Source organism: Catellatospora sp. TT07R-123 (genome assembly GCF_018327705.1).
Classification (GTDB): Bacteria; Actinomycetota; Actinomycetes; order Mycobacteriales; family Micromonosporaceae; genus Catellatospora.
The window spans coordinates 2,791,455-2,810,163 of the sequence record NZ_BNEM01000002.1; the positions used below are offsets into that span (position 1 = coordinate 2,791,455).

The following is an 18,709-nucleotide window of genomic DNA, read 5'->3' on the forward strand; positions in this document are numbered from 1 at the left end:
GCAATCGGTGGTATCGCACTCGCCATACCACCGATTGCCCGGCAACTCGACCGATCTTGGGGCGGCGGGACCACGCGACGACGATCTTCGGGGCAGCGCGACGAGCGCACACCGGTTACCTTGCCGAGCGTGACTCGCCCATGGCTGCGGCTGACCGCGCTCGTCCTCACGGCCGCCCTGACCGGCTGCTCCGTCAACGGCCCGGCGGACCGGGACGCCGATCCGCCCGCCGCCTGCGCCACCCCTGACGCGGTGACCGTCCAGACCGACTCCGCCGTATGGCAGCAGGCCCTGTCCGGCGTCGGCACCCCCGTCGAGGCGCACTGGCTGGCCCGGCCCGCCGCGAACGCCTGCTCCCGCGCACCGGGCCTGTCCGACTGGTACCACGAGGTCGTCCTGCGCCTGCAACCTGACGTCGCCCGGGCCCTGGCGAGCGCCTACCAGTGGGCGCCCGTCACCGAGGCGCCGAAGATCCACGCGAAGCTGGCCCCGTTCGTCCCCGCCGGAACCACCTGGTCCCGCAGCGACGGCTACGAGCAGGCGCACCTCATGGGCCCGTGGTTCGGCGCCCTCTACCTCGACGCCGCCCACGGCCTCGCCTACTTCGACCTCAACCAGAGCTGAGGCCGGAATTCCCCACCCGGTGTCAACCGGCGCCCAGGCCCACCCGGTACACACTGCTGACCATGGCAACGGGAGGCGTTCGGGGATGGCCGGCACGGTGGAGTTCGACGAGTTCGTCACGGCGCGATCGCGCCACCTGCTGCGCATCGCGTACGTGCTCACCGGCGACCACACGCTGGCCGAGGACCTGCTCCAGACCGCGCTCGCCCGCTCCTGGTCGGCGTGGCCGCGCGTGCACGGCGACCCCGAGCCGTACGTGCGCCAGATCCTCACCAACACGTACAACTCCTGGTGGCGCCGCCGCTGGCACGGCGAGCGCGCCACCGAGACGCTGCCCGAGCAGACCGGCCCGGCGCCGCAGACCGCCGTCGACGACCGGGACCAGATCTGGCGGGCGCTGTCGCGGCTGCCCCGCCAGCAGAAGCTCGTCGTGGTGCTGCGCTACTTCGAGGACCTCAGCGAGGCCGAGATCGCCCGCACGCTGGGCATCTCTCCCGGCTCGGTCAAGGCGCACGCGTCGCGGGCGCTGAGCAGCCTGCGCCTGGACCCGTCCCTGCGGGCGCTGCCGCTGCCCGCGGACGACGACGTGCCCGCGGGCAACGAGCGGCTCGCGGCCGTACGCGGCCGCATCACGCAACGCCGCCGCCACCGGCTCACCACTCTGGCCGCCGCCTGCCTGGTCGTCCTGGCCGCCGTCACCGGATACGCCGTCGCACCGCGCACGCGCTCGCCGCAGGACGCGCTGGCGGCCGTCCCCGAGTACCGCGACGGCCGCCACATCACGGCGCGCGGCCTCGCGCCGATGACCGGGGGGACCGCCACCTTCAGCTGGACTCCGTCCACGCTCGACGCCTGGTTCTACCCGGACTGCGCCACCGACTCGGAAGCGGACGTGATGCTGCTGCTCGCCGTGAACGGCAGGCCGCCGCTGATGAAGAAGTGCGAGCCGTACGGCGGCCTGAACTTCGGTGCCGGCTCCCACATCCCGCCGGAGGACGTGGCGAGCAGGTGGGGCGTGCGGGTGGGCGAACCCGCCACCATCACCCTGACCGCCGTCCCCGGGAAGGACTTCGACGCCGAGAACCCCTACCGCGACGCCGCGAACGTCGCGGACCTGCCGCAAGGCGTGATGGCCTTCATCGTCGGCGAGGTGGTGCCCTTCGAGCAGTACCCGCTGCCGGCCCCGCCGGCCAGACTCGAACCCCTGCCCCAGCGCGTCGAGGTCTCGGACGGCGTCCTGCTGCGCTCCGGCGGCGCCACCGAGTTCACCATGGCCGTCGGCGGCGGCCGGCTCACCCTGCTCGGCTGGTCGCAGACGCCGGGCCTGCTGCACGTCGCCGTCGACGGGGTACGGATCGCCACGCTGGCCTGGTACGACTACCGGGCCACGGGGACCCAGTACGACGTGGATCTCGACACCGACAGCCTGCGGCAGCGCGGACTCGTGTTCCGGCCGGACTCGCGGGTGACCGTCACCGTCACTCCGGAGCACCTCGGCGGCGACTGGGCAGTGCGGATACGGGGATGAGCAGACCGGCGTCGCGGCGCCCGACCCGGTCCGGGAAGGGCGCCGCGACGAGCCGGATCAGGCCGGGTTGGCGGCGTGGGTCAGCGTCTCCCAGGCCACGAACAGGTTGTTGGTGCCGGCCGGGCGCTGGTTGAGCGTGATTTACCGATGATGATGATGGTGTCCTGAGCGTGCTGGCGGCGCCGCACTGCAGGTGCGGATCCGCCTGGCGGCAGGCACCACTGCGGACAGCCGGCGACTCAGCCGCCGCCAACCACAAATGCGTGGCACGGGGCGGCGGCACGGCGGAGTATGGCACCTCGTGACGACACATGAGTTCCGGACCGCGTCCGGAGTGCGGCTACGGCCGGTGATCGAACAACCCGGCGACCTCAACTGGCTGCTGCTGCCAGGCGGGCCCGGCATCGGATCGGAGATCCTGCAGGGCTTGGCCGAGACGGTCCGTGTGCCGGGCGTGACCTGGCTCGTCGACCTGCCCGGCGACGGGTCCAACACCGCCGCCTGCGGCGACCCATTCGCGCAGTGGCCGGACGTTCTCGTCGAAGCCGCGCGGGCCCTGCCCCGCCCGGTGTTCGTAGGACACTCCACCGGCGGCATGTACCTGCTCTCCATAGCAGAACTGGAGCCCCTACTGGCGGGGATCGCCTTGGTCAGCTCAGCGCCGCACGCCGGCTGGCTGACCGACTTCGTGCACATGGCACAGGAGAACCCACTGCCCGCCGTCGACGCGGCTACCACCGCCTTCGACGCCGACCCCACTGACGCGAACCTCGGGCGAATCACGGTCGCGTCGGCACCGTGGAACTTCACCCCCGACGGCCTGGCCGTCGGCACGGAGCTGCTCGCCCGGATGCCCTACAACACCGCCGCTGTCAACTGGTCGGCACAGAACTTCGACAGCACCTACGAACTGCGGTGGTGGCCCGCCGCGATGCCGACGCTGATCGTCAGCGGGGCGCAGGACCGGATCGTCGCTCAGCGGCTGTGGGACGAGCCCCGGTTCCAGGGCCGTCACGTCCTGCACCGCCAGATCGAGGGTGCCGCGCACTTCCCATGGATCGAACGGCCCGACGAGGTGCGCGACGCGTTCCATGAACTGGCCGCAGCGGTCGCGGCCGGTTAGCAGCAGCAGCCTGCCTGCCTGCCTGCGTGCTGGCCCGGCCGGTGATCTCTCTCGTAGCCGAGAACGACCCGCCTCGGATGCCGCCCATCCCGAAACAGCGCACACCCCGTCAAACAGCAAAGACGCTACCCGAATCGGATAGCGTCGATTGAAGCCGTGGGACAATAACGTGTCCGAGAAGCGAATCCGCGACACCTGAGTGATGGACCGAGCAGCGCCGCTCCATGGGCCCGGAACTCCTCACCAAGGCCCGGAAAGAGACCATCGAGGACCAAGTCCCGTCCAGCGCGGCGCAGCCCGAACCCGAGCTCACCGCCGCGCATAGGCTCAACCCAGGATCAGCGATGGTCGTCTAGCGATACACCACGTCCATGGACGTGACCCGGTGCAGACGGATACGACGCGAACGGCCCTTGGCGCGGACTTCGCGACCTGCCAGGCAGCCGGCCGATCGCCCGTCTCCAGTGGCCCGGCTGCCCGGCAAATCGGGTGGTCTGAACTCGTCTGCGGGTCGGCAAGCGGTGAGCGGGTGGGCAGGCGAGAGGCGGGGTCAGGGCAGGGAGGCGGCCGCGAGGCGGGCGGCACCTACTTCGCCAGGACCGGCGACCGTGACCGGGGTGCCCGGCAGGCGCAGCGCCAGCGACGCCAGCACAGCGTCGCGGAGCGGGGCGGCATGGCGGAGCACGCTGCCCGCCAGCACCACCGGCCCGCCCGCGTGCACCTCGCACGCAGTGTCGACCAGATGCCCGGCCGCCTCGGCCACGATGGCCAGCGCCAGCCGGTCTCCCGCCACAGCGGCCTCGGTGACCAGCGGCGCGAGCTGCGCGAGTGTCCGGGGCGACCGCTCGTGCACCGCGTTGACCAGATCATCGGCGTCCTGCCGGGACGGCCCGCGTCGCGCGGTGCGCGCCGGTGCCGGGTCTGCGCCCGGGGGCGACCCCGGGTCACCGGCCAAAGGTGGCCCCGGATCAACGGCCAGAAGCGGACTCGGGTCAACGGTCGGGGGACTCGCGGCCAGGTCCGGACGCAAGCCGAGCAGCGCGACGGTGACCTGGCGGACCAGCCGGGAGTCGGCCCGGCCCGCGTACAGCTCGCGGGCTGCGGTCGCGGCGGCGGCCCGGCCGAGCCAGAAGCCGGAGCCGAGGTCGCCCAGCAGCCAGCCGAGCCCGTCGGCGGTCGAGCCGAGTTCCCAGCCCTCGATGCGGGCCGCGATCGCGCCGGTGCCGCAGATCAGCACGGTGCCGTCGGGGACGGTCGCCCCGGCCGCGTACGCGACGTCGACGTCACCGACCGGGCGTACCGCCACGGGCACTCCGGCCTGCGCGAACCCGGCGGCGAACGCGGCCGCGATGACCGGGTCGGTGAACCGGCCCGCCCCGGCGATGCCCATCACCGCGGCCTGGATCCGCGCGCCGTCGGCGCCGGAGAGCGCGTCGCGGGCGGCGGTGGCGACCTGTGTGACCGCCTCGTCCAGCGGGACGGCGACGGGGTTGCCGGCGCCCGCGCGGCCGAAGCCGACGCGGGCGCCGTCGAGCGTGGTGAGCAGCGCCCGGGACGCGGTCCCGCCCACGTCGAGGCCGAGTACGTACGTCACGGGCGCTGCTCCTCTCATTCAGTGCATTGTGCGGGCCGGATCAGCAGCGGCCCAGGTCTTCCCACTGCTGGGTCCAGCCGGGCTCGGAGCCCTGGGTCCACCAGCGGGCCCGCCACAGGTGCACCCCGTCGCCCGACTTCGGGCCGCCGGGGTTGCCGTTGGCGCTGCGCTCCCACTTGACCTGCGCCCCGCCCAGGTACACGCCGCTGATGTTCCACAGCGGCGCGCTGGCGCAGCCGGTGCCGCCGGGGCTCGGCGACGCCGACGGCGACGGCGAGGCCGACTTGCTCGGCGACGGGGACGGGCTGGTCGGCGGGTTGCTCGGCCCCGCGGTGGGCGAGGCGGTCGGGCAGGTGCCGCCGCCGGTGCCGACCGAGTCGGTCCAGGCGATGTTCGACGCGCGGTACGACCCCACGCGCGAGTTCACCTGGGCCGGGGTGAGCACCTCACCGGCGGTGTGCAGGAAGTAGTCGACCTGCTGCCGGTAGGTGGCGGTGCCGCCGGAGTGCGCGGCCGAGTCGATGAACCACAGGTTGAAGTTCACCGACATGTTGGTCTCGGGGTAGTAGATGCCGCTGTGGTCGGCCACCTGCACGCCGTCCACGTAGTAGATGACATGCCCGCCCGAGACGGTGAACATCAGGTCGTGCCAGCCGTTGTACGAGATCGACTGCTGGCCGTGCACGTTGACGGCCTCCCACGGGTCGGGGCGGTACGTCTCCCACGTGGTCTCGTACAGGATGTTCGACGGCTCGCCCCACCCGCCGTTGGGCAGGTACTCGAAGTCGATCTCGCCGTAGTTCGGGTCCATCGGGGCGTTGAGCGGCGTGATGGTGAAGAACGTCTCCACCAGGTGGTCGCCGTCGGTGCCGGACACGGGCGCGTCGGCGAACTTGACGCGCGCCGCGTACGTACCCTCGAAGAACCGCTGCCCGGCCAGGAACTCCGCCTGGCTGGTGCCCCCGGCCGTGCCGTCGGTCGCGGCCTGCAGCTGCAGGCCCTTCGCGCCGTCGACGGTCGGGAACGAGATGTTGGAGGCGGGCCAGGAGGCGCCGGGGATGCCGGGGCCGCCCGAGTTGGTCCGCACGGTCCAGCCGTGAGACTGGATCAGCGGGTCCGACGCGCTGCTGTAGGAGAAGTCGTCGAACAGGGCCTGGCACGAGGTGGGGGCCGCGACGGCCGTGCCGCCCGAGGCCACGGCGGCGACGGTGCCGGCGGCCAGGGCGACCATGGCTGCCGCGAATCCGGCGGCCATGGGACGCTTGATGGACATGGTGCTCTCCTTTCTGAACTGCGCTGAGGTGCTGACTGTGCTGTTTGGAGCAAAAAGGGCACGGTCCAGCGGCGGCGGAGCACGCCCGCCGCGGCGTCTGCCGAACCGTGCCCGCAAAACGGGCCGGTGGTGGTTACCTGACCGCCCCCGCGGTCAGGCCGGCCCGGATCTGCCGTTGGAAGAAGACGTACGCGATCAGCACCGGCAGGATCGCGATGACCAGACCGGCGAACAGGCCGCTCCAGTCGCTGCCGTACCCGCGGCTCTGCGCGAGCGCGGCCAGGCCCTGGGTGATGACGTAGTCGTCCGGATCGGGGTTGAGCACCTTGGGCAGCAGGTACTGGTTCCACAGCCCGAGGAAGTTGAAGATGCCGACGCTGACCATGCCGGGGCGGGCCATCGGGAGCATGACCCGCCAGAACACCCCGGCGTGCGAGGCACCGTCGATGAACGCGGCCTCGGCGACCGCCCCCGGCAGGGCGCGGAAGAAGCCGTGCAGGAAGAACACGGTGAACGGCAGCGCGTACGCGGTGTACACCAGGATCAGCCCCTGGTACGTGCCGAGCATGCCCAGCTGCTTGACCACGAAGAACAGCGGCACCAGGGCGAGGAACACCGGGAACAGCATCCCCGCCACCAGCGTGTAGTAGATGGCGCGGTTGCCCGGGAACTCGTACCGGGCCAGGCAGTACGCCACCAGCGCGCCCAGCAGCATGGTCAGCATCAGGGACCCGCCGACCACGATGACGGTGTTGCCCAGGTAGCGTCCGATCGAGGCCTGCTCCCAGGCCCGCGACCAGTTCTCGAAGTGCGGCGTCGACGGGGGCTGCCACGGGCTGTCGAAGATCTCCGCGTCGGTCTTCACCGACGACATGAACGCCCACAGCAGCGGCACCGTGAACACCAGCGCCCACAGGGTCAGGACGGTGTGCCGGATCGTCTTCATGCCAGCTCCACCCGCTCCCGCCTGGTGAACCTCAGCATCAGTACGGCCAGGGTCAGCGACAGGAAGAAGATCGCCACCCCCATCGCCGAGGCGTAGCCGAACTTGCCGTACGTGAACGCCGACCGGTAGAGGGTCAGCCCCATCACCTCGGTGCCGTTGTCCGGCCCGCCAGGACCGACCGTCATGATCTGCACCAGCGCGAACCCGTCCAGCGCCAGGATGCCCAGGTAGATCCAGGCGACCTGGACGCTGTCCCAGATCAGCGGCAGCGTGATCCGCCGGAACACGGTCAGCTCACCGGCCCCGTCGATCGCGGCCGCCTCCATGATGTCGGCGGGCACCGACTCCATCGCCGCGGCGAACAGCACCACGTAGAAGCCGATCGCCGACCAGACCAGCACCGCCATCACGCACCACAGTGCGAGATCCGGCTCGGCCAGCCAGGAGCGGCGCCAGGAGTCCAGGTGCAGCCCCGACAGCAGGCCGTTGAGCAGCCCGCTGTTGGGGGTGTACACGAACTGCCACAGCACCGCGATGATCGCCACCGACAGCAGCTGGGGGAAGAAGTAGACCACCCGGTAGACCCGCGTGTTCCGGGTCCCCGCGGCCAGGCCGAGCGCCACCACGATGACGGCCAGCGGCACGACAAGCAGCATCAGCCCGTTGTGCCGCAGCGCCGCCAGGAACAGCGGGTCGCTCCACATGCGGGTGAAGTTGTCGATCCCGATCAGGTTCACCTCGCTGGTGACACCGGTCCAGTCGGTGAAGGCGAGGTAGAAGGCCTGCAGGTACGGCCACAGCACGAGCAGGCCGTACAGCGCCAGGGGCAGCGTGAGCGCCCCGGCCAGGAACCGGAACTTGCCGTGCCGCATGCCGCTCACCGCTTGTGCTTGGCGATGGAGCTGTCGGCGGCGACCGCGTCGGCGGCCTTCTGCACCCGCTCGGCCCACTGCGCGGGGTTGATGCGCTTGGTGGCCAGCTCGCCGGTGGCGTCGTCGACCGCCTTGGACAGCGGGGCGTACCAGGTGCGGAACTTGTAGCTGAACACGTTCGCACCCGCACCGGCCACCGCCTGCGCGACCGAGCCCAGCCCGCTGGACAGGGTCAGCCCGTCGGTCGCCCCGGCGACCACCGGCAGCGACTTGGCGCTCTCGGCGAAGCCCCGCGCGACCTGCTTGGAGAACAGGATGCGCAGGAACTCCAGGCCGCCCTGGGCGTTCTTGGCCTTGGCGGGCACCAGGAACGACTCGGAGCTGGTCGCCATGACCGCGCCGTCGGCGAGCTTGTCGGCGCTGGTCAGCGACGGCACCGGCGCCATCACCATGTCGAACCCGGCCGGGGTGACGGCCTGCTGCTCGCCCTCCAGCCACGAGCCGCACGGGATGAACGCGACCTGGCCCTTGCACCAGGCGTTCTGCGCCTCGGTGTGGGACAGGCCCTCCGACCCCGGCATGATGTGCCCGCGTACGGCCAGCTGGTAGATCGCCTCGGCGGCCGCGGTCATCGCCGGGCTCTTCCAGGCGCCGGGCTCCAGATTGTCGATCGCCTTGACCAGCTCGAACCCGCCCGCCTTGGCCGCCAGCGACACCAGCGGGTCGTTCAGGTACTCCGGGTACTTGCCCTGCCAGGTCCAGGCGTGCAGGCCGGCCTTCTTGATCTCGTCGTTGAGCGTCAGCATCTCGTCCCAGGTCTTCGGGAACGTCCAGCCGTGCTTGGCGAACAGCGACTTGGAGTACCAGACGCCCCAGACCACCGACGAGTAGTTGAGCACCAGCGGCTTGCCGTCGAAGCTGCCGTCCTCGATCACGCCCGGCATGAGGGTGTCGCGGACCTTCTTGCTCGGGTCGTCCAGGCTCGGGGCGTCCAGCAGCTCGGTCAGGTCCTTGATCTTGCCCGCGGTGACCAGGGTGGCCAGGTCCAACCGACCGGCACCGCTGTTGTCGACCACGTCCGGCGGGCTGTCGGCCACGAACCGGGGCTGCAGCACCTCGCCGACACCCTGGATGCCCTTGTGGTCCACGGTCGCCTTGGGGAACTTCGCCTTGTACTTGCTGCCGGCGTCCACGGCGTACGCGTCGCCGTAGCCGCCCTTGAAGATCACGACTTCGAGGTTCGCGTCCGCCGGCACGCCCAGCGGGTTCTCGGCGGTGACAGCGCCCTTGCCGGCGCTGTCGGCGTCACTGCCCGAGGTGGCACAGGCGCCCAAGGCCGTCGTCGCGGCCGCGGCAGCCGTCCCGAGCAGCAGGCCTCGTCTTGTAGGGTTCACGGTATCGCCCTTCGCACATAGGGGTGGTTTAGGCGATACGCCGGATGCGCCCGGCGTATCGCGCCTCCAATTGCAGGTTGTGCTCATATCCGCCGGCGATGTTGGCCGACAGGTAGATCGGCGGGGTCTGCCCCGCCTGCTCCAGGCGCTCCACCACTTCGGCGACGACCATCTGGGCCAGCACCGCCGCGGTCACGGACGAGACCGCGCCGCTCTGGTTGCCCAGCACCACGTCGCCGTACGGTGCGCCGTTGTCGAGCACCACGTCCGCGATCTCGGCCAGCCGCTTCCCCGAGGGGTGGCGGGGCTCCGAGCGCGCCGTGTGCTCCAGTGAGGTGACCGCGATCAGCTGGTGCCCGCGCTCCTTGATCAGCAGCGCCAGCTCGACGATCACCCCGTTGATGCCCGACTGCGAGGCCAGCACGAACACGTCGGCGGCCGAGATCGGGGCCAGGTCGTAGATGCGGTGCGCCACCTCGGTGCGCCGTTCGAGGAGCTGGTCCTCCAGCACCTCGCGGGGCTCGCCGCCGTACAGCACGATGTCGCGCAGCGCGATCCGGTTGGTCGGCACCAGGCCCCCCGCGCGCCCGGCGATCTCCATCGCCACCGCCTCGGAGTGGCCGCTGCCGAAGGCCTGCACCACCCCGCCCGCCGCCAGGCTCTCGGTGATCAGGTCGGCGGCCCGCTGCACCGCGGCCGCCTGGCCGTTGCCCACCTTGGCGACCAGCTCGGTGACGGTCTCCAGGTACGTCTGCGCGTTCATGATGCTCCTGTTCGGATGGTTGTCAGCGCCGGTTGCGCCGGTGCGAGGTCGGCTCGTCGTGCAGGCGGTGCGCCTGCACCGCACGGGCGGTGACCTCGAACGCCTCGGACGTGCGCTCGTAGGTGAGCTGCGCGACCGCCACGTAGATCAGGTCGAGGGCGACCAGCTGCCCGTGCAGCGCCGACAGCGCCGCGAGCCGGAAGGTCGTCTCGTGTACGGCCGTGGTCAGCACCACGTCGGCCGCCTCGGCCAGCGGTGACTTGTCGAACGAGGTGACCGCGACCGTGAGCGCCCCCTGCTCCCCCGCCTCGGCAAGCACCTCGATCGCCTCGCGGGTGCGGCCGCTGTGCGACAGCACGATCGCGACGTCGCCGGGGACGAGCAGCGCGGCGTTGGTCAGCGCCTTGTGCGAGTCCTCGCGGTGCCAGCAGGGGACCCGGATGCGCTCCAGCCGGAACGCCATCTCGCGGGCGGCGGTGCCGCTGCTGCCCAGGCCGAACAACTCGACCCGGTTGGCCTGCGCGACCGCCTCGGCGACCCGGGCCACCGCGGCCATGTCGAGCCGGGCGGCGGTCTCCTGGATGGCGCGGGCGTCGGCGCTGGCGATGACGCCGAGCACGCGGTCGAGCGAGTCGCCGGGCTCGATGTCGCGGTCGATGTCGGTCTCCCAGCGGGCCTGGGCGGCGCGTCCGCTCTCGGTGGCCAGGGCCACCCGCAGTGCGGCGTACCCGCGGAAGCCCAGCACCCGGCAGAACCGGGTCACCGTCGCGGTGGAGGTGCCGGAGCGCTCGGCCAGGTCGACGATCGACGCCTGCGCGGCCAGCGCCGGGTCCTCCAGGATCTGCTCCGCCACCCGCTGCAACGCGTCGGGCAGGTTGGGCAGCTCCATCCGCATCCGACCGATCACACCCTGCACAAGAATTCCCTTCACCGCATGCCGTTGGTGAAGAAAATTACGACCCACACCCCCCGCTGTCAACGCACCGCGACAAAAATTTTGTTTCCCCGTAACGGGTTCGGGTGTTACAAATTATCGACCGCGCCGCCGCCTCAACGCACTCGCGCTGCGGTTTCGTGCAGTTTCGGGGAAAGTGCTGCAATCCGGCTCAAGATTCCAGCACTTTCCCCGAAACTGCACGTCAGAACGGGCGTCGGGGCGCGCTCCGGGGAGGCGTCAGGGCTGGACGAAGCCGATCATCGCGGTGGCGGCGGCGGCCTGGAGGATCAGGGCGGAGGTGACGACGGCGAAGGGCCACAGGCGGGTGGTCCGCGCGCACAGCCAGGCGGCGGGCAGCTCCAGGAACACCGCGATGAAGATCCAGAGCCGGACGGTCTCGCCCCGGTTCATCCCGAGCAGGTCCAGCAGCGCGAGCACGGCCAGGCCGGACAGCGTCAGCAGCGCCATCGGGTGCACCAGCACCCGCCGCACCGAGGCCCACGCGGCCGCGGGCAGCAGCGCGCAGCTGGCGAACCCGGCACAGAGCACGAAATACCACAGATTGCGGGTGACCCACATGCCGTACGGCCGCCACCGGTCATTGAACCGGTTCGCGTCGGCCAGCACGTACTCGAAACCGGCCACGATGTCGTAGCCGAACAGCAGCCGCATCGCGACCAGGCAGGCCGCGAAGCCGGCGACGGCCAGCGCCGCCAGGCGGGCCGTGTCGGCCCAGCTCGCGTGCACGCGGTCCGACCCGCCGCGCAGCGCGAAGGCCAGCAGCGCGGCGAAGACCAGGCCCAGGATCAGCGGCGACGGCTCGAAGAAGAGGGTCAGGTAGACGGCGGCGCCCAGGCCCAGGGCGTACGCCCGGTGGCGCGTGCGCAGGAAGCGCACGTGCAGCCACAGCGCGAGCAGGATCGGCACCGGCGCGACCGCGTTGAGGATCGGGACGAAGTGCAGCCGCCCGGGCGCGAACAGGCACAGCACCAGCGCGTACAGCGCGAGGCGGCGGTCGCCGGTCAGGTCGCGCACGACCAGGTACAGCAGCAGAGCGGCCAGGTTCGACAGCACCAGCACCGCCGTGCCCATGCCCGCCGGGGTCAGCCCGAGGGCGTCGAGCAGGTAGTACAGCATCGTCTTGCCCGGCATGTTGGTGCGCGCGTGCGGCGGCAGCTGCTCGACCAGCTCGTGGTAGCCCCGGATGAACTCCCCCGCGCTCCACCGCCGCGTCGGCGAGTAGAACGAGTTGGCCCGGTCGCTGACCACGATCCCGGCCAGCGACGACGGGGCGTACCAGCGCAGCAGCAGTTGCAGCGGCACCGCCGCGACCAGCCACCCGGTCACCGCCGCGGCGTCGAGGCGGGCGGGCAGCCGCCGCGAGAGCACCAGCAGGCCGAGCACGGCCGCGATCACCGGCACGGCGGGCCAGAGCACCGCCCAGGACCCGGCGGCGCGCACGTACGGGTAGGTCCAGCCACCCAGCCGCGAGCCGGTGGGCAGCTCGCGCAGCAGCAGGGCGAGCACCGCGAGCAGTGTCGCGGCGGCACCGGCGGCAACCGACCAGGCCAGGACGCGCGGCAGCCGCTCCGGTCGCGCTTGCTCGGGGGTACGGGCCGACGCCCGCCGCCGCTCCAGCAGAGTCCCGCTCACGTTCCTCCCTCGAAGCGCATTTTGCCCGATATGCTAGCGGGCGTACTGATACACGTAGGGCCCCGACTCGCGTCGGGGCCCTACGGTTCAGGCTTCGGGGATCGGGTGACCTGCTGGGGATGGGTCGCACAGCACTGTGCGGTCATCGCGGCCGCACTGCGCTGTGCGGAAAGCTCGCTCTCAGCCGGCGTACACCGGGCGCCGTGACCGCACCGTCACGGCAGCATCCCGTGTTCGTCGCTCACGATCGAGATGACGTCCTCGACCGTGGTCCGCGCGCGCATCGCCACGTGCTCGATCGGCGCGTTACACGCGATGGCCTCCCGGATCGCGGAACGCCAGACCTTGTCGCTGTCGTCGACCCGTCCTGCGGACGCCTCGTCGACCAGGCACAGCGCCAGATCAGATGTGACGTACAAAGTGCGTCTCCTCCTCCGGGGCGCGCCGGTGCCCCGGCACGCCAGAAGACTTCCCGGCACGCCGGGTCGCCCTCACCCCACCAAGGATCCGGGTTCTAAGCCCACGAAACATCCGCCACTACGCGGAATGCATCTTCCTCAAGAAAAGTACTAACACCTCATAGCACCTATACACCCCCCAGACCACCCGCACCACCCTCGGAGTTCCCTGACAATCCCCCCGCCACCCCACGCCCCGCCCTGCGCCGCCCGCCCCGCCCCGCGCCCCGCTCACCCGCCCGTGGTCGCGAACCCCTTTTTGGCCAAGTTGCCGGGCAATCGGGCACTCGGTGGCCGGTCAAACGGCCGATTGCCCGGCAACTTGGCTGGTAGGGGGCGGGCGGCGCGGCGCGGCATGCGAGGGTTCGGTGTCCGGGTTTGCGGGTTAGGCTGCCGCCGCGGCGGTCCGCTGCCGGATCGGCCGTTTAGAGTGATTCTGAGAGGATCCGTCCTGATGTGCCACAGTGACGACAGCGCCCCGCCCGCCGCGCCCGAGGCCGGCGACGTCGCCTCGCACGGCCCGCTCGAACTGACCGCGGCCGACGGCAACACGTTCGCGGCGTACCAGGCCAGCCCCGCCACGCCCAACGGTGCGAGCATGGTCATCCTGCCCGACGTGCGCGGGCTGCACCCGTTCTACGTCCGGCTCGCCCAGCGGTTCGCCGAGGCGGGATACGAGACCGTCGCCATGGACTACTTCGGCCGCACCGCCGGGGTGTCCCAGCGCGACGAGTCCTTCCCGTTCGCCGAGCACCTGCCGCAGCTCACGCCTGACCAGGTCAAGGCCGACGCCGCCGCCGCGGTCGCCGCCGTCCGCGCCGCCAACCCCGACGGGCCCGTGTTCACCGTCGGCTTCTGCTACGGCGGCAGCAGCTCGTGGCGCCTGTCCGCGTCCGACCTCGGCCTGTCCGGCGTGATCGGCTTCTACGGCCGGCCCGAGCGCGTCTACGACGTCGTCGACCAGATGCACGTACCGCTGCTGCTGCTCGTCGCCGGTGACGACGCCGCCACCCCGCTGGCCGAGTTCGAGAAGTTCGCCGACGCGCTGGCGGACGCCGGAGCCGACTACGAGATGTACGTCTACGAGGGCGCCCCGCACTCGTTCTTCGACCGCTCGTACGACCAGTGGGCCGACGCCTGCACCGACGCCTGGCACCGCATCCTCACCTTCACCACCACCCACCCCACCCCCTAACCCCCCACCACCGCCGCCACCGCCCACCGCCGCCGCCGCCGCCGCAACCACCCCGTCGATCATGAACTTATGGCCGTGTTCGACGGTGTGTCGCCACCCTGGCACCGTGATCGACTCGCCAGAGGCGCCACCGCCCGAACCGTCCGCCACCGTCCGCCCCAAACCGGGCACGTCGAAGCTGCACTTTCGGGGAAACTGCACGAATCCCGGCCGCCAGAGCCGCAGTTTCCCCGAAACTGCACGAACGCACTACCAAGATCCAGACCCACCCCCTGGGGCGGGTGGCCCAGCGCCACACCCCATCCAGCACAGCAGACGCCACACCCGGCGGCCCGGCGCCGCACATACCGGCCAGCACGGCAGATGCCCCAGCCAGCGGCCCGGCGCCGCACACACCGACCAGCACAGCAGGCGCCCTGGCCAGTGGCCCGGCACCGCACACCGCCCAGCACGGCAGACGCCCTGGCCAGTGGCCCCGCGCCGCACACCGCCCAGCACGGCAGACGCCCCGGCCAGCGGCCCGGCACCGCACACCGCCCAGGACAGCAGACGCCCCGGCCAGTGGCCCCGCGCCGCACACCGCCCGGCGCGACAGACGCCCCGCCCGGCCGCACGGCGACGCCTCTCGCAGATCGATCACGGTGCCAGGGTGGCGACACACCGTCGAACCCGGCCATAAGTTCATGATCGACGGGTGAGGGGGTGGTGGGGGGTGGGATGAGAGCGCTCTCATTTGGAGGGACGGGGGTGGGAACGGTTGCGGCGGCGCCATTAATCCGGACGCCATCGCGGTGAAACATTGACGTATCCCACAGGCACGGTCTAGTTTGCACGCAGAGAGCGCTCTCACGGCCGATTCCGACGGCCGCCCGACCCGCCCCCTCCGGGCGCTCTCCCTGTCACGCACCGCCCCTCAGCTCGGGAGGCCATGCCATGCAACCGTCCTCGCGGACCCCGACCTCCGGCGGCGCCCCCCGCCGCAGGTCCGGCCCGCTCCACCGCACCCGCCGGCGCCTGTTCGCCGCCGGTACGGTCGCCACCCTCACCGCCGCGCTGCTCGGCTTCGCCATCGCCACCGCCGGCACCCCCGCCCAGGCGGGCACGGTCGGCGCGGGCAGCTACGCCGACTCGCTGCCCGCCGGGGCCTCGCTGCCGACGGGCTGCGGCGCCATCTCCACCAACCCGCGTCTGTGGGTCACGGCCAACGCCCCGGCCGGGCCGATCCCCACCAACGACTGGTGGTCCTCGCTCATCTTCAAGCGCACCGAATGCGCCTACAGCGAGCCGCTGCACGCCCACCCGCTGTCGTACGACACGCTCGCGGGCGGGCTCGGGTTCTCGTACAACACGACTCCGGCGATCAGCGGCACCGCGACCGGGCCGGGTGAGTTCCACTACCCGTACACGCAGGACATCCTCGTCGGCGTGGCGGGGCTGAACTCGCCGAACACCAAGGTCGACGGGTGGTCGGACTGGACGGTCACGCCGTACTGGAGTGACGGCACCCGGACCATGAAGGCGACGATCGGCCACGGCCTGCCGTTCTCGTACTTCCAGGTGACCGGCGGCAACGCGCAGATCACGACGGTGGCGACGCCGACGGTGTGGTCCAACAGCGGGGCCACGATCGGGTTCACCGTCAACGGCCGCGACTACGTGGCGTACGCGCCGACCGGGGCGACCTGGTCGGTCAGCGGCACCTCGATCTCGTCGGGCCTGAACGGGCAGGGCTTCTTCTCCGTCGCCGTGCTCCCGGCCGGTGCCGACAAGCCCGCCCTGGCCGCCACGTACGGGCAGTACGCCCACAACCACGTCACCGGCACCCGGGTGTCGTACAGCTACAACCCGGCCACGGCGACGCTGAACACGACGTACAGCTTCACCACCACGGCCCGGCAGGGCAGCGGCTCGGGCACGGTCACCGCGCTCTACCCGCACCAGTGGAACTACCTGACCGGCGCGACCCCGCTGGCGCAGACGTACACGTCGGCGCGCGGTCAGATGAAGATCCTCACCGGGGTGAGCAGCTTCACCACCTCGATGAAGTACAACGGCGTGCTGCCGGAGATCCCCGCGGTCGCCGACAGCAGCGGCGCGGACCTGACCACGCTGACGAACTACCTCAACGCGGTGGCGGCCAACCCGGCCGACTTCCGCGGCGACGACACGTACTGGACCGGCAAGGGCCTGGGCCGCGCGGCGCGCATCGCCGAGATCGCCGACCAGCTCAACCTGACCTCGGTGCGCGACACCGCGCTGTCGACGATCCGCACGCGGCTCAACGACTGGTTCACCGCGTCCGCGGGCAAGACCGCCCGGGTCTTCTACTACAACCCGTCGTGGGGCACCCTGCTCGGCTACCCGGCGTCGTACGGCTCCGACCAGGAGCTCAACGACCACCACTTCCACTACGGCTACTTCGTGGCCGCGGCGGCGACGCTGGCCAAGTTCGACCCCACCTGGGCCACCAACGCGCAGTACGGCGGCATGGTGGACCTGCTGGTCCGCGACGCCAACAACTACGACCGCAACGACACCCGGTTCCCGTACCTGCGCGACTTCGACATCTTCGCCGGGCACGACTGGGCCTCGGGCCACGGCTCGTTCGGCGCGGGCAACAACCAGGAGTCCTCGTCGGAGGGCATGAACTTCGCCAACGCCCTGATCCAGTGGGGCCAGGCCACCGGCAACACGGCGGTGCGCGACGCGGGCGTGTTCATCTACACCACCCAGGCCGCGGCGATCAGCGAGTACTGGTTCGACGTGCGCAACCAGAACTTCCCTGCCGCCTTCGCGCACAACGCGGTCGGCATGGTCTGGGGCGACGGCGGCGCCTACGCCACCTGGTTCAGCGGCGAGCCGGAGATGATCCAGGGCATCAACATGCTGCCCGTCACCGGCGGCCACTTCTACCTGGGCGACAACCCGGCGTACGTGCAGACCAACTACAACGAGCTGGTCACCAACAACGGCGGCGCGCCGACGGTCTGGCAGGACGTCATCTGGGAGTTCCTGGCCCTGGGCAACGGCCAGACGGCGCTGAACAACTTCAACGCCAACAGCGGGTTCACCAGTGAAGAGGGCGAGAGCAAGGCCCACACCTACCACTGGATCCGCAACCTGGCCGCGCTGGGCAACGTCGACAACACGGTCACGGCCAGCCACCCGCTGGCGAAGGTGTTCAGCAAGAACGGCGTACGCACGTACGTCGCGGCCAACACCGGCAGCACCGCGATCACGGTCACCTTCTCCAACGGCACCACGCTGACCGTGCCCGGCTGCAAGACGGTCACCTCGGGCGCGTTCACCTGGAGCGGCGGCAACGCCTGCGGCGGAACCAACCCGTCGCAGCCGCCGAACTCGCCCAGCCCGACGCCGTCGACCAGCCCGTCGCCGTCGCCGAGCCCGAGCCCCAGCCCCTCGCCCAGCACCTCGCCGAACCCGCCCGGCAACTTCGCCGCGATCCGCTACCCGCAGACCGGCGGCGGCCTGCCCGGCACCACCGGCGCGGCGACCACGGTGACCATCGCGGCCGCCAACGGCAACTGGGACGGCACCCCGCACAGCGCCCAGGTCTTCACCGCGACCGGCCTGACCGCGGCCTACTCCGGGGCGGCCACCCAGTACGACCTGTTCCTGGAGGCGGGTACGGGCGTCGGCAGCGGCTCCCAGGCCCGGGTGTCGTACGACTTCACCGGTGACGGCAGCTTCGACCGGGTGGAGACGTACAACTACTTCGCCACCGACCCCGTCGCCGGGTACGAGCACTACACCCAGGCGTCCGGGATCAAGACCGCCACCGGCACGTTCGCGAACCTGGCCAACGGCACGGTGAAGGTCGAGGTGTGGAACGCCATCGGCAACACGGCGACCACGCTGGGCGTCGGCAACCAGTCGAAGGTGACCCTGCCCTACACGGGCACCACCACCTCGACCAACGTCGCGCTGAACAAGCCGGTGACCGCGTCCAGCACCGAGAACGCGACCTACCCGGTGTCCAACGTGGTGGACGGCAACACCGCCACCCGCTGGTCCAGCGCGTTCGCCGACCCGCAGTGGGTCAGCGTCGACCTGGGCGGCACGTACTCGATCAGCCGGGTGAAGCTGGTGTGGGAGGCGGCCTACGGGTCGGCGTACCAGATCCAGACCTCGCCCGACGGCGCCACCTGGACCACGATCCGGACCGTGACCGGCGGCGACGGCGGCACCGACGACCTCACCGGCCTGACCGGCAGCGGCCGCTACGTGCGCGTCTACGCCACCACCCGCGCGACCGCGTGGGGTTACAGCCTCTTCGAGTTCGAGGTCTACTCGCCGTAGCCCGTCCCGGCGGTGAACGTGTGGGTGGT

Annotated in this window: 14 protein-coding genes; 5 read left to right on the forward strand and 9 right to left on the reverse strand. The window is 71.2% G+C overall.

Annotated features, from left to right (window positions below):
* The first annotated feature begins 129 nt into the window (after positions 1-129).
* The 3 genes from Cs7R123_RS32130 to Cs7R123_RS32140 all read left to right on the forward strand — a co-directional run bounded on the left by Cs7R123_RS32130 (position 130) and on the right by Cs7R123_RS32140 (position 3,275).
* Positions 130-624: a hypothetical protein gene (locus tag Cs7R123_RS32130; RefSeq protein WP_212832131.1), complete on the forward strand. Its 495-nt coding sequence runs from the start codon at positions 130-132 to the stop codon at positions 622-624.
* Positions 625-709: 85 nt separating this feature from the next.
* The gene (locus Cs7R123_RS32135) at positions 710-2,152 is read left to right on the forward strand and encodes a SigE family RNA polymerase sigma factor (protein WP_212832133.1); all 1,443 of its coding nucleotides are present in this window, start codon (positions 710-712) and stop codon (positions 2,150-2,152) included.
* Positions 2,153-2,453: 301 nt separating this feature from the next.
* Complete coding sequence (locus Cs7R123_RS32140) at positions 2,454-3,275, forward strand: alpha/beta fold hydrolase (protein WP_212832135.1); 822 nt, start codon at positions 2,454-2,456, stop codon at positions 3,273-3,275.
* 550 nt (positions 3,276-3,825) lie between these two features.
* On the opposite strand, the gene Cs7R123_RS32145 is transcribed toward Cs7R123_RS32140, so the two are convergent.
* From Cs7R123_RS32145 to Cs7R123_RS32185, 9 genes are all read right to left on the reverse strand, one after another.
* Positions 3,826-4,869, reverse strand: a complete 1,044-nt coding sequence (locus tag Cs7R123_RS32145) for an N-acetylglucosamine kinase (RefSeq protein ID WP_212832137.1) — start codon at positions 4,867-4,869, stop codon at positions 3,826-3,828.
* Between the two features lie 40 nt (positions 4,870-4,909).
* The gene (locus tag Cs7R123_RS32150) at positions 4,910-6,142 is read right to left on the reverse strand and encodes a family 16 glycosylhydrolase (protein WP_244872275.1); all 1,233 of its coding nucleotides are present in this window, start codon (positions 6,140-6,142) and stop codon (positions 4,910-4,912) included.
* A 133-nt stretch (positions 6,143-6,275) separates the two neighbouring features.
* On the reverse strand, positions 6,276-7,088 hold the full coding sequence (locus tag Cs7R123_RS32155) for a carbohydrate ABC transporter permease (protein ID WP_212832139.1): 813 nt from the start codon (positions 7,086-7,088) through the stop codon (positions 6,276-6,278).
* Positions 7,085-7,960, reverse strand: a complete 876-nt coding sequence (locus Cs7R123_RS32160) for a carbohydrate ABC transporter permease (RefSeq protein ID WP_212834770.1) — start codon at positions 7,958-7,960, stop codon at positions 7,085-7,087. Before Cs7R123_RS32160 ends, Cs7R123_RS32155 begins: the two co-directional genes overlap by 4 nt.
* Before the next feature lie 5 nt (positions 7,961-7,965).
* A complete protein-coding gene (gene ngcE, locus Cs7R123_RS32165; RefSeq protein ID WP_244872276.1) occupies positions 7,966-9,354 on the reverse strand; it encodes an N-acetylglucosamine/diacetylchitobiose ABC transporter substrate-binding protein in 1,389 nt (462 codons plus the stop codon).
* Positions 9,355-9,382: 28 nt separating this feature from the next.
* On the reverse strand, positions 9,383-10,117 hold the full coding sequence (locus Cs7R123_RS32170) for a sugar isomerase domain-containing protein (RefSeq protein ID WP_212832143.1): 735 nt from the start codon (positions 10,115-10,117) through the stop codon (positions 9,383-9,385).
* Between the two features lie 22 nt (positions 10,118-10,139).
* Positions 10,140-11,012 (reverse strand): MurR/RpiR family transcriptional regulator, encoded by an 873-nt coding sequence (locus tag Cs7R123_RS32175; RefSeq protein WP_212832145.1) that lies wholly within the window; start codon positions 11,010-11,012, stop codon positions 10,140-10,142.
* Positions 11,013-11,291: 279 nt separating this feature from the next.
* Positions 11,292-12,707, reverse strand: a complete 1,416-nt coding sequence (locus Cs7R123_RS32180) for a hypothetical protein (protein WP_212832146.1) — start codon at positions 12,705-12,707, stop codon at positions 11,292-11,294.
* 215 nt (positions 12,708-12,922) lie between these two features.
* Positions 12,923-13,126, reverse strand: a complete 204-nt coding sequence (locus tag Cs7R123_RS32185; RefSeq protein WP_212832147.1) for a hypothetical protein — start codon at positions 13,124-13,126, stop codon at positions 12,923-12,925.
* Positions 13,127-13,619: 493 nt separating this feature from the next.
* Between Cs7R123_RS32185 and Cs7R123_RS32190 the strand changes: the two genes are divergently transcribed.
* On the forward strand, positions 13,620-14,360 hold the full coding sequence (locus tag Cs7R123_RS32190) for a dienelactone hydrolase family protein (protein ID WP_212832148.1): 741 nt from the start codon (positions 13,620-13,622) through the stop codon (positions 14,358-14,360).
* Positions 14,361-15,293: 933 nt separating this feature from the next.
* Positions 15,294-18,680 carry a glycosyl hydrolase gene (locus Cs7R123_RS32195; RefSeq protein WP_212832149.1) on the forward strand — a complete coding sequence of 1,129 codons (3,387 nt, stop codon included), beginning with the start codon at positions 15,294-15,296 and terminating at the stop codon, positions 18,678-18,680.
* Positions 18,681-18,709 lie beyond the last annotated feature (29 nt).